The organism is Amycolatopsis albispora (assembly GCF_003312875.1).
GTDB classification, from domain to species: Bacteria; Actinomycetota; Actinomycetes; order Mycobacteriales; family Pseudonocardiaceae; genus Amycolatopsis; species Amycolatopsis albispora.
Genome location: NZ_CP015163.1, coordinates 466,190 through 482,026, shown reverse-complemented (window position 1 = coordinate 482,026; position 15,837 = coordinate 466,190). Strand labels below are relative to the sequence as shown.

Sequence of the window (15,837 nt, the reverse complement as noted above, 5' to 3'; positions counted from 1 at the left end):
TCTATCTGAGCTGACCCGGTATCCGCGTGCTTTCGGCACGAGTCGCGCCCACAGGACACCCGACCCCGCCACACCGCTTGTCAGCCGGCCATGGCCCGGCCGTCTGCCTGCTCTCACCGGACCGCGTGAGCTCATCGAACGACTTCTGCCGCCGTTTGACCGCGTAGGTCTTCGCGTGAGGGCAGGCCTTCCCAGTCGCCGGGGACCCGGCACACCGCCGCGCCCGCGGCGTTGCCGGTGCGCAGGCATTCCGACACCGGTGCCCCGGCGACCAGGCGGCTGAGGTATCCGGCGACAAAGGCGTCCCCGGCGCCGACCGGGTCGAGCACGGTCACCGGAACCGCGTCGGCTCGGTACACCTCGCCTTGGCCCAGGGCCAGGGATCCGAGTTCACCGAGCTTGATCACGACGGTTCCCCGCCCGGTGTCCGCCAGCTCGCGCGCCAACTGCTCACCGAGGGCGAAGGTGGGTTCGCCGGGTTGTTCACGGCCGAGGACGAGCGCCGCTTCCTCCGGCCCGGCGAACACGAGGTCCGCGGCGGCGGCCAGGCCGGCGAGCACCGGCCTCGCCTGCTCGCCGGTCCACAGGGTCGCACGGTGGTTGACGTCGAAGGACACCAGTGTCCCGGCGTCATGGGCCAGTTCGATGACGTGGTGGAGAACGTCGCGTGGTCCTGGACCGAGTGCGGCGGTGATCCCGGTCAGGTGCACCACGTCGGCCCGCTGGATCACGCTGGGGTCGATGTCCGAACGCGACAGTCGGGAGGCGGCACTGCCGCGGCGGTAGTAGCGCACCCGCCGTGGTTTGCCGTCACGCAGTTCCTTGAGCATCAACCCGGTCGGCGCCTCGGCGTCGGTCTTGGCGAGCACCTCCACGCCTTCCGCGCGGATTTCCCTGGTGACCAGTTCGCCCAGCGCGTCCTCGCCGACGCGGCTGATCCAGGTGGCAGGCACGCCGAGCCGTGCCAGCCCGATGGCCACGTTGGACTCCGCGCCCCCGATGCCCACCGGCAGGGCCGAGCCGCCGGTCACCCGGCCCCAGGGCGGAGTGGACAGCAGTGCCATCGTCTCGCCCAGTGTCACCACGGTCATCGCCGCTCCTCTCCCAGTCGCAGAAGGACCTTGCCGCTCCCGCTCGTCCGATCGGCCGCGACGGCCAGCGCCTCGCCGGCGCGATCGAGGTCGAAGGTGTGCGTGATCAGCGGCGAGACGTCCAGCCCCTCGCCCAGCGCGCGCACCGCGTCGGTGATTTCGTCGACGAACCGGTAGGAGCCGACCCAGGTGATCTCCCTGGTGATCAGGTCGCCGAGCACGGCCGTCGCCGGTTTCCCCGGCAGGTTGCCGACCTGGACCAGCGTGCCGCCGCGCGCGGTCGCGTGCAGCACACCACCGAGGGCGCCGGGAGCGCCCGACGCCTCGAAGACCAGCTCGACGTCATCAGGCAGGGCGTCACCGGAACCGAGGTCGACAACGTGGTCGGCGCCGAGCCGTCGTGCGATCGCCAGCGCCGATGGCGCGAGATCGGCCACGATCACCGTGGCGGCACCGGCGAACTTCGCCGCCGCGACGAGCAGGCAGCCGATCGGGCCGGCGCCGTTGACCAGCACCGTGCGGCCGCTGACCGCCCCGGCGCGGTGGACCGCGTGCATGGCCACGGCCAGCGGTTCGGCGAGTGCGCCCTGCCGGGTGCTCACCCCTTCCGGCAGTGGCCGCAGCTGCCCGGCGCGCACGACTCTCAGTTCGCTGAACCCGCCGTCGGTATGCGGGTGCAGGGCCGCCGAGCCGAAGTAGCGCACGCGCGGCAGCAGATTGGTGCGCCCGGCGATCCGTTCCGGCAAGGTCGTGTCGCCGACGGGTTCGGCGGGGTGGACGGTGACCGGCAGGCCCACCTCGACGCTCACCCCGGGACCGACCCCGGCCACCCGCCCGGCGACCTCGTGCCCGAGCACCAGCGGGTGTTCGAGAACCGCGGTGCCGGAAGCGCCGTGCCGCCAGTACGCCAGGTCAGAACCGCAGATGCCGCCCCATTCCATCGCGACCAGCACCTCACCGGCACCGGGCTCCGGATCCGGCAGGGTGTCGATGCGCAGATCACCCGGCCCGTGCACCACGGCTGCTTTCATGCGGCGTCCTCCAGGCGGACCAGATCACGCCCGCGGGTCTCCGGCGCGAGGTAAGCGGAGACGAACGTGATGAGCGAGTAGGCGGCGAGCATCGCCGCCACGGGCCACCAGTGCCCGGTGACCGCGGTCAGCGACGCGGCCAGCACCGGGCCGATCGCGGTGGCGAGAATGCCGCCGATCTCCTTGGCCACGGCGAGCTGGGTGAACCGGGTGCGCGAGCCGAACAACTCCGCCATCGTCACGCTCTCCAGCGAGAACAGGCCCAGCACCCCGACGTTGAGGCCGACGATCATCGCCACGGTCAGCGCGGCCGTGCCGCCGGAGGCGATGGTCAGCATCATCGGCACCGCGATCACCACGGTCAGCACGGACAGTCCCAAGTAGACCGGACGACGGCCGAACCGGTCCCCGAGCATGCCCACCACCGGGATGGTGACGAACCCGAGCAGCGAGCCGTAGACGATCGCGGCGGTCGGCACGGACTTGTTCACCGCCAGCTCGGTGGCGATGTAGCCGACCAGGAACGTCTGCACCAGGCCGGAGTTGCCCGCCTGCCCGAAGCGCAGTCCCAGCGCCAGCAGGAAGGCCTTGCCCTTGCGCTGCTTGAGGCCCTCCTCGAGCGCACTCGCCCCGGACTCCTCGATCTCCTTGCGGGACAGCGCGACGCCGTCGACGACGTCCGGCCGTTCCTCGAACACCGGGCTTTCCTTGAGGTTGGCGCGGACCCACACCCCGAACAGCAGCACGACGAAGCTCAGCAGGAACGGCAGCCGCCAGCCCCAGCTCAGCAGCTGCTCCTCGGACAGCACCGCCAGCAGCAGAGCCCACAGCCCGGACGCGGCGAGCGTGCCCGAGTTCGTGCCGAGCGACACCAGTGACGAGATCAGCCCGCGGCGCCGGGCGGGCGCGTATTCGGCCAGCATCACCGTCGCCCCGGCGATCTCCGCGCCCGCGCCGAACCCCTGGATCAGCCGCAGCGCGACGAGCAGGATCGGCGCGGCGATGCCGATCACCGCGTACGAGGGCAGTGCGCCGATCAGCGTGGTGGACACCCCCATCAGCGCGATCGTGATGAACAGGACCTTCTTGCGCCCGATCCGGTCGCCCATCCGTCCGAAGTAGACCGCGCCCGCGAGGCGGGCGACGTAGCCGACGCCGTAGGTCGCCATCGCGGCGATCAGCCCGATGGCCGGGCTGACCTCGGGGAAGAAGATCTTGTTGAACACGATCGCCGCGGCCAGTGAGTAGAGCTGGAAGTCCATGAACTCCATAGCGGTGCCGAGCCAGCCCGACACCGCCGCCCGGCTCAGGTCCCTGGTCGTCCTGGCCGCGGTGCCTTCCGCCACCGGCGTGCTCTCGGTCATCGTGTGCTCCTTTGCTCCACGGGGGACTAGAGGTCGATGCGGCCGGCGCGGACCGCGGGCAGGCGTTCGGCGACCGCGGTGGTCAGTGCCCGGTCTTCGGCCAGGCCGGCGCCACCGGCGATCCTCAGCAGGCTGGCCACCGCCACCGCGTCACCGGGCTCGTCCGCCCAGCAGGCGGCGAGGTCCGCGGCGGCGGGGTCGGTGGTGCCGAAGTCTTCCCTGGTCGTGTGGGCCCACGCCGCCAGCGCCGTGGCCAGTGCCGGACCGGCGCCGCCGCGCTCGCGCAGCACGGGGAACCAGCGTTCGGCGATCTTCAGCGATCCGTCCGAGCCGATCTGCCGCAGCCGGTGCCCGATCGCCGGATTGGCGAACCGCTCGACCAGCGCGTCGACGTAACCGGGCACGTCGAGGTCCGCGACGGGTAACGTGGGCGCGGCTTCCGCGGCGAGGCCGCGGACCAGCTTCTCGCCCCAGGCGGTGGCAAGGGTGTCGGAGACCGTCCGGCAGCCGGCGGCCAGCCCGCAGTACGCCAGCGCGGAATGCGCGCCGTTGAGCAGGCGCAGCTTCATCAGCTGGTAGGGCGTGGCATCGGGAACGACCAGCGCGCCATCGAGTTCCCACGGCGGCCGTGCGGCCACGAAGGTGTTCTCGAGGACCCACTGGCGGTACGGCTCCCCCACGACCGCCATCTCGTCGCGCACACCGAGCGCGGCTTCGGCGGCGTCCCGGTCGGCCTCGGTGGCAGCGGGCACGATCCGGTCGACGACCGTGGACGGGAACGCCACCGACTCCTCGATCCAGGACAGCACGGCGTCGCGGTCGGGCCACGGCGAGGCAGCCACAAAATCGGTGAGCACAGCCTTGAGCGCGACCCCGTTGCCCGCCGCGTTGTCGCACGAAACGAGGTTGACCGGGGCGCCACTGGACCGCGACCGGTTCGCCAGCGAGGTCGCCAGCCTGCCGAGCACGCTGCGCGGGGGCCGCCCGGCGAGATCGGCAGCCACCTCGGGAGCCGAGAGGTCGAGCCGTCCCGTGCGGGGGTCGCGGCAGTAGCCCTTTTCGGTGATGGTCAGCGTGACCACGGTGACATCGGGGCTGGTCAGCAACTCATCGACGCGGGCGGCGTCCGGCACCATCTTCAGCGCCTCGACCACCGATCCGACCACGCGGGTGCGGCCGTCGGTGACCGAGAACAGGCCGTCCTGGGCACGCAGGGCGTCCACCGGCTCCGGCGAACGCGGTGCCACGGCGGCGATCCCCCACGGCTGCCCCGACGCGGCCACGGCTTCGGTGTAGACCGCCTGGTGGGCGCGGTGGAAGGCACCGAGTCCGAAGTGGACCACCTTCGGCCTGAGTTCGTCCGGCCGGACGAGCGGACGGCACGACTCGGCCACAGTGTCCAGTGTGGACAGGAACAGGCGCGCGCTCACCAGTCGTGCACCGAACCGTCGAGGCGGCGCGCCACCGGCAGGTAGCGGGGTTCGTACGGGAACCGCGCCGCCGCCTCGTCGTCGTAGTCCACCCCGAGCCCCGGTTCCTCGGACGGGTGCAGCATGCCGTCGGCGAAGGACACCCCGCTGCGGAAGACCTCCATGGTCTCCGGCACGTGCGGCATGTACTCCTGGATGCCGAAGTTCGGCACGGCGAGGTCGAGGTGCACGGCGGCGGCGAGGGTGATCGGCGAGAGGTCGGTCGCGCCGTGCGAACCGGTGCGCACCTGGTACAGCGCGGCGAGGTCGAAGATCCGGCGCAGGTGCGTGATGCCGCCCGCGTGCACCACGGTGGTGCGCACGTAGTCGATCAGCTGCTCGGTGATCAGGTGCTGGACGTCCCAGATGGACGAAAGGTTCTCCCCGACCGCCACCGGTGTGGTGGTGTGCTGGCGGATCAGCCGGAAGGCTTCCTGGTTCTCCGCCGGAGTCGGGTCCTCCATCCAGAACAGGCGGCAGTCTTCGACCCGCTTGCCGAAGCGGGCCGCCTCGATCGGGGTGAGCCGGTGGTGCACGTCGTGCAGGAGGTGGAAGCCGAAGCCGTGGGTTTCGCGCACGGCCTCGAGATAGGTCGGCGCGAAGTCGAGGTAGGCCTCGGTGGACCAGGGCTGCTCGTCGGGGAGCGAGGTGGCGGCAGGCTCGTACACCGCGCCGCGGCGCACGCCGTAGCTGCCGCCGATCTCGGGCACGGCCGCCTGCGCGCGGATCGCGCGGTAGCCCTCATCGCGGAACCGCGCGACATCGTCCAGCAGGGACGGGACGTCGGTGCCGCTGGCGTGCGAGTAGACCAGCACGCCGTCGCGAGACCGGCCGCCGAGCAGCTGGTACACCGGCAGTCCGGCGACCTTGCCCTTGATGTCCCACAGCGCGGTGTCCACCGCGGCGATCGCGGTCATCGTCACCGGGCCACGCCGCCAGTAGGCCCCGCGGTACAGGTACTGCCAGGTGTCCTCGATGCGCGCCGGGTCGCGGCCGGTGAGCAGCGGCACGACGTGGTCGCGCAGGTAGCTCGCCACCGCCAGCTCGCGGCCGTTCAGCGTCGCGTCGCCGAGGCCGGTCACCCCGTCGGAGATGGTCAGCCGCAGGGTGACGAAGTTGCGGCCAGGTGAAGCCACCAGCACCTCGGCCCGCTCGATCGTGCTCAAACCGGGAACCTCCTGTGTTTCAGTACTTGTATACAAGCATCAGTCGGGTAGTACGTCAACCGGTGGGACCGGGGTGTCGGCTAGGGTTGGCTGGTGACCGACCGAGGGCGCACGAACCGCCGACGCGTCTACGAGACCCTCCGGCGGCGGATGCTGACGCTGGACCTGCCCCCCGGCTCCCCCCTGTCGGAGAACGAGCTGGCCGCGGCATTGGGCGTGAGCCGCACCCCGGTCAGGGAAAGCCTGATCCTGCTCGCCGAGGAAGGCCTCGTGCAGGTGTTCCCGAAGGTCGGCTCGTTCGTCTCACGGGTGGACCCGCAGCGGGTGGCCGACGCGCAGTTCCTGCGGGAGGCGGTCGAACTCGCCGCGCTGGACGACCTGCCGGAGACGCTGGACCCCGAGATCGTCAAGGAACTGGAAGACAACCTGGCGCGCCAGCAGGAGCCCGGCATCGCGCTCGAGGACTTCTTCGAACTCGACGAAATGTTCCACCGCGGCCTGCTCGCGCTCAGCGGGCACAGCTCGGCATGGCCGACGGTCGTGTCGGCGAAGGGGCACCTCGACCGCGCCCGGCGGCTGGGATTGCACGAGGCCAACACCCCGGAGCTGTTCGCCGGGCAGCACGTGGACATCCTGCGCGCGGTGACCGCGCACGACCTGCCGCTCGCCCGGCGGACCATGCGGACCCACCTGCGCGAGGTTTTCGCGGACATCGAACGCATCCGGGAACGCAAACCCGAGCTGTTCGCCTCGAACGACGCCACCACACCGGTGCGCCGCAACGTAGTCGTCTGGGACTGAGCCGCCACCCCGCCGTGGACGACCCGAGCGGAGCGCCAACACGGCCCTCGCCACCCAACCAGATCACGACGCCCACCTCCAGAGGGATTTCCGTGACGCCTCGCGGGAACTCTGGCCTGCGCAGCGTGGTAAACCACCCCACCGGCCAGGTACGGCCACCAGGTAGCGCCCTCGCTCACGGCGAGGAACGCCTCGGCGGGCCAGAACGTGGGCACCACACCGAACGCCAGCCGCCACAGCGAGTCCACAAAGGACGGAATCAGCGGCAGCCAGGCGATCATGCTGCCGAGTGCGCGGATCGCGGCCAGCCCGTCGACCTTGTCAGGTCGAGTCGCGTGGCACGACCTTCGGCCCGCCGGCGTCCGACGGCGGCTGCGCTTCCTGGCCTGACAGGGCGGCCACGATTGTCAAGCCCAGGGTTTGATGGAGACTGGGTTAGTTGGTTTCCAGGGTTGTGGTGACCGGATGGGTCATCGCGTGTAGTGCTTCGTACTCGGCGGGCGGCACGTGTCCGAGTTCGCCGTGCAGGCGCCGGTTTTTGTACCAGTCGATGTACTCGACGGTTGCGATTTCCAGGTCGTCCAGGCCGCGCCAGGGACCCTTGTTGCGGACGAGTTCGGCCTTATAGAGCGAGTTGAATGCCTCGGCCATCGCGTTGTCGTAGGAGTCGCCGGTGGACCCGACCGAGGCGACCGCGCCCGCCTCGGCGAGGCGCTGGGTGTAGCGGATCGCCCGGTACTGCACTCCGCGATCGCTGTGATGGACCAGCCCGGCCAGGTCGGCGCGGCCGGCCTGGCGGCGCCAGAGCGCCATCTGCAGGGCGTCCAGGGCGAGGTCGGTGTAGAGGCTGGTGGCGACCTGCCAGCCGACGATCAGGCGGGAGAACACGTCCAGGATGAACGTCGCGTAGACCCAGCCGTCGGCGGTGCGGACGTAGGTCAGGTCCGCGACCCACAACTGGTTCGGCCCGGTGGCGGTGAAGTCGCGTTCAACCAGATCACCCGGCCGCCCGGTCTCGGCGGCGGGCTTGGTGGTGCGCGGGGACTTGTCCCGGAGCAGCCCGCGCAGCCCGGTCTCGCGCATGAGCCGCTCGACCGTGCACCGGGCCACATCGGTGCCGTGCCGGTTCAGCTCGGCCCAGACCTTGCGGGTCCCGTATACGCTGTAGTTGTCCTCGTGCACCCGCTCGACCTTCTCGGCCAGCACCCGGTCGGATGCCACGCGGGCGGACTCGGGACGAGTCTTGGCGGCGTAGTAGGTCGACGGTGCGATCTCGGCGGGCGTGCCCTGCAGCACCCGCAGGACCGGCTGGACACCGTGCTCCTTCCGCTGGGAATCGACGAACTCGACCCTCATCGCGACGGACGGTCCAGCTCCGCTGCGAAGAAAGACGCCGCGGACTTCAGGATCTGGTTCGCCCGGCGCAGCTCACGCACCTCACGTTCCAGCGCGGCGACCCTGGCCGCCTCGGTCGACGTCGTGCCCGGCCTGACCCCCTCGTCGGTCTCGGCCTGCTTCACCCACATCCGCAACGCTTCCGGGTGCACCGAACTGGTCGGCGATCCGCTTGATCGCCCCACCAGCCGACACAGGACCCCGCCTGGCCTCAACCGCCAGCCGCGTCGTCCGCTCCCGCGACTCCTCCGGGTGCTTCCGTGGTGCCCCCTGGCCCAACAGGACTCGGTCTCCCTGGAGGCCCTCGTCGACCGGACGGTGATCGTCGGCACCGCGCCGGACTACTGGCGCCACACCTCATCCCCCACCCACACGCCAGCGGCCGACTGATCACCATCGGCCCGAAAGTCGCCAGCTTCGAGCAGGACATCCCACTGCTGCTCACCGGCGAGGCCATCGCAGAGGCGGCGGGGCGCCTGCACGCGATAGCTGTCCGTCACCAGCTCGGCAACCTCGACCCAGTCCGTCTCGTCGTCCAGCACCATTCCCACGACATTCGCACCCCAGTCGGCCCGGAAGAACGGAGGGCCGGCATGCGCCAGCGCGGCCAACTCCCAGGGCGGCGCCCGGAAGGTCATCAGGATGGCCGGATCGTCCACATCGATGTACGCCGACCCCCTCCCGTCGGTGGTGTAGACGTGCAGGAACGTCCGCCGGCGAATCCGCCACCGCAGGCCGATCCACGCCGGCTCCTCGTACGCCTCGGGCAGTTCCCCGCAGATCACCCGGAGCCGGCCCACAACGGCGGGTGGCACGTCCGCGATGTCGCTCATCTGTACCTCCCGAGCCCATCCTGCCCGCCGGGTAGGACATCAGCACATCAGAGTCTCCGGGGTTGGCGGGGCCGCGCCGACTGAAGGCAGGTGGATGAACCGCCGGCTACCTCCCCACGTTACCGCTTATCCAGGTTCGGTGCTGAGAAAACGATTCCGATGACGACATCACCCAGTGCCGCATGCTCCGGCCGTCTGGCCGGATTTGCGGGTGCAGTTCATTCCGGGCGTAATCGGCTTCACGAACTGGTAGCTGCCTTCGCGGGTCCACCGCGGCGTGACATCGAGGAAGACCTCGCGTCGTTCGTTGGGGAAGCCCGCATTGCTGGTCTTTCCGTAGCCCGTCGTGACTACCTCGCCGGTCGGCACCGCGCCCTTGGGCTGGTCAAGCGCAGGATCGCGAGATCGCCGTCCATTGCCGGGACGCGCTTTCACTCGGTTCGGGTACCGGCCTCGAGCACGGTGAGGTCGCGCACCGCGTACCGGTGATGCTCGGCCTCTTCCTTGAACACGACGCTGAGGCAACGCCGCACGACGTAGTCCTTGTCCGGATACGAATCGGCCGGCTTGCGACCACACACCCGATCCAACTCAGCCTCGGTGAGCTCGTCGACAACCCGACGCACCGCGGCCATGCGAGCAAGCCGCGGCACGAGCACCTCCTCCAGCGTCGGGACCGCATCAAGAGTGAGCCCGAGAAGCTTCGCCGATGCCTCAGCCGACATCCCGCCACCAGGAAAGCCCAACGGATGATACGGCGCATCCTCCTCCAGCACAGCGTTACCGATCCAAGCATCACCGGCCATCAGCAGATGCCGCTGCGTCTCAACAAACGACCACTCACCATCGACCCGCTCATGCAGCTTCACCTCCGGTAAGCGCCCGGCACGGTCGATCGTCTCCCCCCACTGCCTCTCGATCGCATCCCAAGCAGCCCGGTATTCAGCGGCAGACGTGGCCTCACGGGCCAGCACCCGGTTCGGATGCAACCGATCGAGCTCAGCCTCGACATAGGCGGTCACATCGACGTCATTGACAACAACACGCTCAAAACCGCCACCAAGGGAAACCTCACCCCCATAGCAGTCCACAATCTTCAGGCCGGTGACGTCACAATCACGAATCTCGAGGCCGGAGAGGTCGCACAGATGGATGCGGGCACCACGGAACTGGTCACCTTGGGTGTACTCAGCAGTCATCTGGACAGCCTCCCGTATCCGTCCCGCCCCCGGAAGTGAATGGCACAACGTGAGGGTTGCGTGTTGCGTCCGGGTGAGGAAGTGCGGGATCGAGCATCTTGGCGAGCGCTCGACGATCGATCTTGCCCGCGCGGTTGAGAGGCATCTCGTCCAGCCAGACGTAGACGCGTGGAATCATCGGCGCGGGTAGCCAACGACCCAGTTGGCTCGTGAGCAGCTCGTCGGGTCGCCGTTCGCCGACCAGATAGGCGACGATGGCCGCGCCGCCCGGGGTGTCCTCGCGCAACAGTGCCGCCGCGTCGACCACGCCTCGGCATGCCCGCAGGTTGTGCTCCACCTCGCCGATCTCGACCCGGTACCCACTGATCTTGATCTGGTCGTCGATTCGGCCGGCGTACACGTAGTTCCCGTCCGGCTGAAGCCGAACGTTGTCCCCGGTGGCGTACATGCGCTCGCCGGGCCTCTCGGCGAACGGATCCGGGAGGAACGAGGCCGCCGTGCGGCCGGGATGGCCGAGATAGCCTCTGGCAAGACCGGCGCCGGCCAGGTACATCTGGCCGGTGTCGCCGGCCGGGACGGGGTTCAGCTCCTCGTCGAGGACATAGGTTCGCACGTTGCGGATCGGGCGCCCGATGGGGACCCACTGCGGGGTCGAGGCGTCGCAGGGATACCACGTCGCGGCCACCGAAGCCTCGGTCGGGCCGTAGCCGTTGTGGACGACCAGCGAGTCGTTGCTGCCCAGGTCCGGCCCGTCGAGTTGGGACCCGCCGGTGATGACCAGGCGCACGCCGGCCGCGGCCAGCCGGGGAAGCAGGGACGTCCCGTACGGCCCGAGCACCGCGGCCGGGACTTCCAGCGCGGTCACGCCGAGCGCGCGGACGGTGCGCAGGATGCGGTTGGCGGGCAGGTCGCCGCCGTCGGCGATGGCGACGCAGGCGCCGAAGCAGAGCGGCATCAGGCAGTCGTGCATGGTGCTGTCCACGGTGAGCGCGGTCGTCCACAGCATCACGTCGTCGGTCCTGATCAGGTCGATGTCCTCGAACGAGGCGATGATCAGGTTCAGGAGGCCTTCGTGCGGCACACCGACGATCTTGGGTCGCCCGGTCGAGCCCGACGTGGTGAGCGCGTATGCCAGGTCGAGCGGCCTCGGCGAGGGGAGCTCCGTGGCGGCGGGGCTGTCGGGACTGTCGGCGCCCGTCTGCGGGCCGGTTACGTCAATGAGCTGGGCGTCGGGCAGCCAGTCGACCGGCGCGGTAGCAAGGACGCGTCGGCAGCCGACGTCGTCGAGCACCCCGCGATTGCGCAGCGGCGGATCGTCGGGGCTCATCGGCAGGCACGCCGCGCCGCTTCGCAGGATGGCGACGATGCCGATCAACGCGGCCGGGCAGTGCCGCGCGACGAGACCGACGATCGGTCCGGCGTCGCCGGCCACCAGCCGCCGCGCGAGTCGCGCCGACTGCCGATCGAGCTCGGCATAGCTCCACGAGCGGGCCGAGGTCCGGATGGCCGTGGCCGCCGGCCGGTCGCGAAACCGGCGCTCCAGGAGATCGACCAGGGTCCGCGCACCCGCGGTCTGGGCTGACCGTCGAGAATCCTGCACCGCAAGCACCACCTATCGACTATGGTCGGTCGCCCAGCGACCAGCGGATCGCATCGGGGAGCATCGACTCCCACGCCGCGTAGGTGTGGCCGCCTTCCCCGATCGCGCTTCGTACGACGTGTCCGTCGGCCGCGAGCTCGTCGGCTGTGCGTTCGGTCGCTTCCACCAAGCTGAGTCCGTCGTCGAGGATGATGTCCTTCTCCTCCCGGCTCGCGGACAGGAAGAACCGCGACCCGCCTCTCGACCGGCCGGGCCTCGCCGGGCCGAGCCGATGTTCGCTCACCGGGCCGGAGAGGGCCACGGCGCCGTGGAAGCGATCCGGCCGGCGCAGCGCGGAGCGGATCGCCGTGACCGCCCCCAGACTCGCGCCCACCGCGACGGCGCGGCCGACCGGCCGGTTCCCGAGCCAGGTGCGCAGGTAGGGGATCAGCTCGTCGGCGAGCGCGTCGACGATCCCGTCGTCGAGGAGCTCGCCGCGGCGGGTCGGCCACTCGCTCGGACTCAGGAATATCGCCGCGGTGGTGGGGATCCGATCCTGGCGGGAGAGCCGGTCCAGAATCGCCGGCAGGCGCATGATCTCCACGAACTCGGAGCCGTCGAGGACGATCAGCAACGGGAGGTCGGCATTCTTCCGGAGCGGGTTCTCGGTGGAGATGAACAGATCCACGCGTCGGCAGCCGGCGAGCTTCTCGCCGCGCCAGGTTCGCTGGACGAGCCGGTCCTCACGCGAGGCCGCGCTGAGGTCGGGCAGGCTCTCGCGCAGGATCGCGGCCGCGTAGCTCGCAGGCGTCCGATGTTCCAGCATCAGCTGCAACGGCACCTCGCGGCCGAGTTCGCGGCGGACCGTCGCGGTCGCGCGCGGCACCATCAGGGAGTGCCCGCCCTGGTCGAAGAAGTCGTCGGAGGCCGACAGCGGCCTGCCGAGCGCGGCGGACCACGCCGCGACGACCCGTGCTTCGAGCCCGGTCGCGGGCGGCAGGTCCACTCCGGCGCGCGTGGTGGCGGTGGTGACCGGTGGCAGCGCGGCGCGGTCGAGCTTGTTGTTCGCGGTCAGGGGGAATCGGGGGATCGTGACGAAGTGGTCCGGGCGCAGGTACGCGGGCAGTGTTTCGCGGAGCATGTCGCGCAGCGCCCCCACGTCCACCGACCTGGCCGCCACGATGTAGGCGACCAGCGCGGGGCCGGTCGCCAGGGTGGCCCGGACGACCGCCGCCGCAGTGATGTCGGGATGGCGCAGCAGGGCGTGTTCGACCTCGCTGGTCTCGATCCGGAAACCACGGATCTTGACCTGGTGGTCGGTGCGGCCGAGGAAGTCGATGGCTCCGTTCGGCAGGTAGCGGCCCAGGTCTCCGGTGCGGTACATGCGCGACCCGGGCGGCCCGAACGGATCGGGAAGAAACGACGCTGCGGTCAGGCCGGGGCGGGAATGGTACCCCCTGGCCAATCCGTCGCCAGCGAGGAAGATCTCGCCGCGCATGCCGACCGAGACCGGCTGGAGGTCCTCGTCGAGGAGGTAGGCACTCGTGTGCGGGATGGGGCGGCCGATCGGAACTCTGCCCGACCACGGCTCGCCTTCGAACACGGTGGCCAGCACCGTGCACTCGGTCGGACCGTACGACGCCACGACCCGGCAGCCGGGTAGGAGTCCGTCCACCAGGGCGAAGCTCCTCGGGTTGACAACGTCGCCGCCGACGACGAGCTGGCGCAGCCCGGACAGGATATGCGGATCCTGCTCGACGAGGATGTCGAGCTGCGGAGAGACCAGCTTGAGCGTGGTGACCTGGTGTTCGCACAGGACATCCCGCAGACCGTCGAGAAGGGACCCGGTTTCGGCGATCACCACCCGGCCGCCGTGGGCCAACGGTGCCCATTCGAGCACGGCGACATCGAAGGTCAGCGGACCGGTCTGGAGAAACACCGATCCCGGGCCTACCTCGAGATAGTGCGGTGCGCCTTCCACCAGTCGGCTCAGGGCTCGATGTGAGATCGCCACCGACTTGGGGTTTCCGGTCGATCCGGATGTCGATATCAGGTAGGCCAGACTGTCCGGAGCCGGGAGAGCCGGAAGATTGCCGGTGGCGTATCCGGTCAGGTCCGGGCTGCCGTCACCGATGGTGACAACCGGCGTCTCCATCGAGGGCAGGCGGGCCAGCAGCGGTGAGCCGACGATCATCAAGACCGCGGCGGCATCCGACATCAGGAGGCGGATCCGATCGGCTGGGAAGTCGGGGTCGACCGGTAGGTACGCTGCGCCACATTTGGCCAGCGCGAGCAGCACCACGAATCGTTCGACGGTGCGTTCCAGGCAGACGCCGACCACCTGCTCCGGTCCGGCGCCCAGGGTCAGCAGGTGTCGGGCCAGCCGGTTCGCGCGTTCGTTCAACTGCCCGTAGGACAGCGGGCCGCCGTGGCCGACGACCGCCGGCGCGTCCGGCGTGCGGGCGGCCCGGGTCTGCAGACGTTCGACGACGGTGGTCCCGGACGCCGGAGTCCGATCGTTGCCGCGCCGCAGCAGCGTGCGGTCGGCCCGGGTGAGCAGGTCGAAGTCGCGCATCGGCGCGTCCGGCGTCGCCACGCCCTGTTCGAGCGTGCGGATGTAGCGGTCCGCGAGGGTGGCGATCGTGGCCCGGTTGAACAGCGCGGTCGGGTACACGAAGGTCGCCCGCAGCCGCCCCTCGACGATCCGGGTGGTGAGCGAGAGGTCGAACCTGGCGGTCACCGGCAGGTCGGGTTCCCACCACATCGGCGCGTCTGGATCCTCGGCCAGGTCCTCCCGGTCGCCGGCGTGGTTCACCACGACGTCGAAGATCGGATTCCGGTGCGCCTCCGACCCGGCGTTGAGCGCACCCACGATCTGCTCGAGCCGCGCGTCCTGGTGCGCGTCCGCGGCCATCCAGGCGTCCCGGGTTCGGGTGATCGCCTCGCGAAAGGTCAGCTCCGTCGTGGTCAGGTCGACCCGCAGGATCATGGTGTTGATGAAGAACCCGATCAGATCTCGCAGGTCCGGGTGTGTCCGGTCGGACACGATGGCACCGATGACGACGTCGGACTGGCCGCAGAAGGCCCGGAGCGTCGCGACGAACGCGGCAGTGACCACCATCGCCGGGCTCGCGCGCGTACGCCAGGCCAGGGCGGTCATGGCCGCCGTGGCCTCCCTCGGCAGCTCGAGGACGACCGTCTCGCCGATCGCGTCGATCGCCGTGGGCCGAGGCCGATCCAGGGGCAGTTCCAACGGTTCGCAGCCGGCCAGCGCCTCGGTCCAGTAGTTCAGCTGGGATCGGAGCAGGTCGTCGGTCAGGAAGTCGCGCTGCCACCTGGCGTAGTCGCCGTACTGGACGGCCAGCCTCGGAAGGCGCGGTGTCCTGGCCTTCAAGGCCGCCTCGTACAGCTCGAACAGATCCCTGGCGAAGACGTCCATCGACCACCGGTCGGTGATGATGTGGTGCATCGTCACCAACAGGCCGGGCCCGTCGACCAACTCCGCGGCCACCGCTCGAAACAGCGGGGGCCGCGCCAGGTCGAAGGGCCGCACGGCGGCCTGTTCGACGGCTTCCTGCCAGTCGCGGCCGGCCCAGACGAGCGGGATCTCGACATGGTCGACGATCTCCTGGCTCACCGCGCCGTCCGGCGACATGAGGAACTTCGTCCGCAGGATCTCGTGGCGCCGCACCAGGGCGTCGAGGGCGGCGAGCAATGCCTCGCGGCTCGCCTCCGCCGGAAACCGCCAGCCACAGCTGATGTGGTACTGGTCGTGCGACGAGTCCAGCTGGCGCAGCCACCACAGTCGCTCCTGTCCCGCCGACAACGGGAATTCGCTCGCCGTGCCGTCGCGAAACGGTGGGAGCGGGTTTCTCGGGCGCGACTCGCGTGTCGGCATTGCTACCCCCA

Annotated in this window: 10 protein-coding genes and 2 pseudogenes; 1 reads left to right on the top strand and 11 read right to left on the bottom strand. The window is 70.1% G+C overall.

Annotated elements, in window-relative coordinates:
* Window positions 1-227: 227 nt before the first annotated feature.
* The 5 genes and pseudogenes from A4R43_RS02430 to manD all read right to left on the bottom strand — a co-directional run.
* A pseudogene (locus A4R43_RS02430) lies at window positions 228-1,064 on the bottom strand (sugar kinase); the annotation flags it as partial.
* Between the two features lie 23 nt (window positions 1,065-1,087).
* Complete coding sequence (locus A4R43_RS02425; protein WP_113690772.1) at window positions 1,088-2,122, bottom strand: L-idonate 5-dehydrogenase; 1,035 nt, start codon at window positions 2,120-2,122, stop codon at window positions 1,088-1,090.
* Entirely contained in the window at window positions 2,119-3,486 is a 1,368-nt protein-coding gene (locus A4R43_RS02420) for an MFS transporter (protein WP_113690771.1), read from the bottom strand. Before A4R43_RS02420 ends, A4R43_RS02425 begins: the two co-directional genes overlap by 4 nt.
* Window positions 3,487-3,512: 26 nt before the next feature.
* Window positions 3,513-4,916: a mannitol dehydrogenase family protein gene (locus A4R43_RS02415; protein WP_113690770.1), complete on the bottom strand. Its 1,404-nt coding sequence runs from the start codon at window positions 4,914-4,916 to the stop codon at window positions 3,513-3,515.
* Window positions 4,913-6,121, bottom strand: coding sequence for a D-mannonate dehydratase ManD (gene manD, locus A4R43_RS02410; protein WP_113690769.1), 1,209 nt, complete (start codon window positions 6,119-6,121; stop codon window positions 4,913-4,915). The genes A4R43_RS02415 and manD overlap by 4 nt, the downstream gene beginning before the upstream one ends.
* A 93-nt stretch (window positions 6,122-6,214) precedes the next feature.
* On the opposite strand from manD, the gene A4R43_RS02405 reads away from it, so the two are divergent.
* Window positions 6,215-6,922: a GntR family transcriptional regulator gene (locus A4R43_RS02405; RefSeq protein WP_236808726.1), complete on the top strand. Its 708-nt coding sequence runs from the start codon at window positions 6,215-6,217 to the stop codon at window positions 6,920-6,922.
* A gap of 435 nt (window positions 6,923-7,357) precedes the next feature.
* Here A4R43_RS02405 and A4R43_RS02400 read toward each other — a convergent pair.
* From A4R43_RS02400 to A4R43_RS02380, 6 genes and pseudogenes are all read right to left on the bottom strand, one after another.
* A pseudogene (locus A4R43_RS02400) lies at window positions 7,358-8,596 on the bottom strand (IS3 family transposase).
* 62 nt (window positions 8,597-8,658) lie between these two features.
* Window positions 8,659-9,150, bottom strand: coding sequence for an MmcQ/YjbR family DNA-binding protein (locus tag A4R43_RS02395; protein ID WP_113690767.1), 492 nt, complete (start codon window positions 9,148-9,150; stop codon window positions 8,659-8,661).
* A gap of 168 nt (window positions 9,151-9,318) precedes the next feature.
* Window positions 9,319-9,585: a hypothetical protein gene (locus A4R43_RS42535; RefSeq protein WP_162788284.1), complete on the bottom strand. Its 267-nt coding sequence runs from the start codon at window positions 9,583-9,585 to the stop codon at window positions 9,319-9,321.
* Entirely contained in the window at window positions 9,582-10,349 is a 768-nt protein-coding gene (locus tag A4R43_RS02390; RefSeq protein ID WP_113690766.1) for a DinB family protein, read from the bottom strand. Before A4R43_RS02390 ends, A4R43_RS42535 begins: the two co-directional genes overlap by 4 nt.
* Window positions 10,339-11,961 carry an amino acid adenylation domain-containing protein gene (locus A4R43_RS02385; RefSeq protein WP_113690765.1) on the bottom strand — a complete coding sequence of 541 codons (1,623 nt, stop codon included), beginning with the start codon at window positions 11,959-11,961 and terminating at the stop codon, window positions 10,339-10,341. The genes A4R43_RS02390 and A4R43_RS02385 overlap by 11 nt, the downstream gene beginning before the upstream one ends.
* Before the next feature lie 7 nt (window positions 11,962-11,968).
* Entirely contained in the window at window positions 11,969-15,826 is a 3,858-nt protein-coding gene (locus tag A4R43_RS02380; protein WP_113690764.1) for a non-ribosomal peptide synthetase, read from the bottom strand.
* Window positions 15,827-15,837 lie beyond the last annotated feature (11 nt).

Coding starts and splice junctions, on each gene's coding strand:
- A4R43_RS02425 (WP_113690772.1), bottom strand. CDS start 2,122: ATGAAAGCAGCCGTGGTGCACGGGCCGGGTGATCTGCGCATCGACACC.
- A4R43_RS02420 (WP_113690771.1), bottom strand. CDS start 3,486: ATGACCGAGAGCACGCCGGTGGCGGAAGGCACCGCGGCCAGGACGACC.
- A4R43_RS02395 (WP_113690767.1), bottom strand. CDS start 9,150: ATGAGCGACATCGCGGACGTGCCACCCGCCGTTGTGGGCCGGCTCCGG.
- A4R43_RS02390 (WP_113690766.1), bottom strand. CDS start 10,349: ATGACTGCTGAGTACACCCAAGGTGACCAGTTCCGTGGTGCCCGCATC.
- A4R43_RS02380 (WP_113690764.1), bottom strand. CDS start 15,826: ATGCCGACACGCGAGTCGCGCCCGAGAAACCCGCTCCCACCGTTTCGC.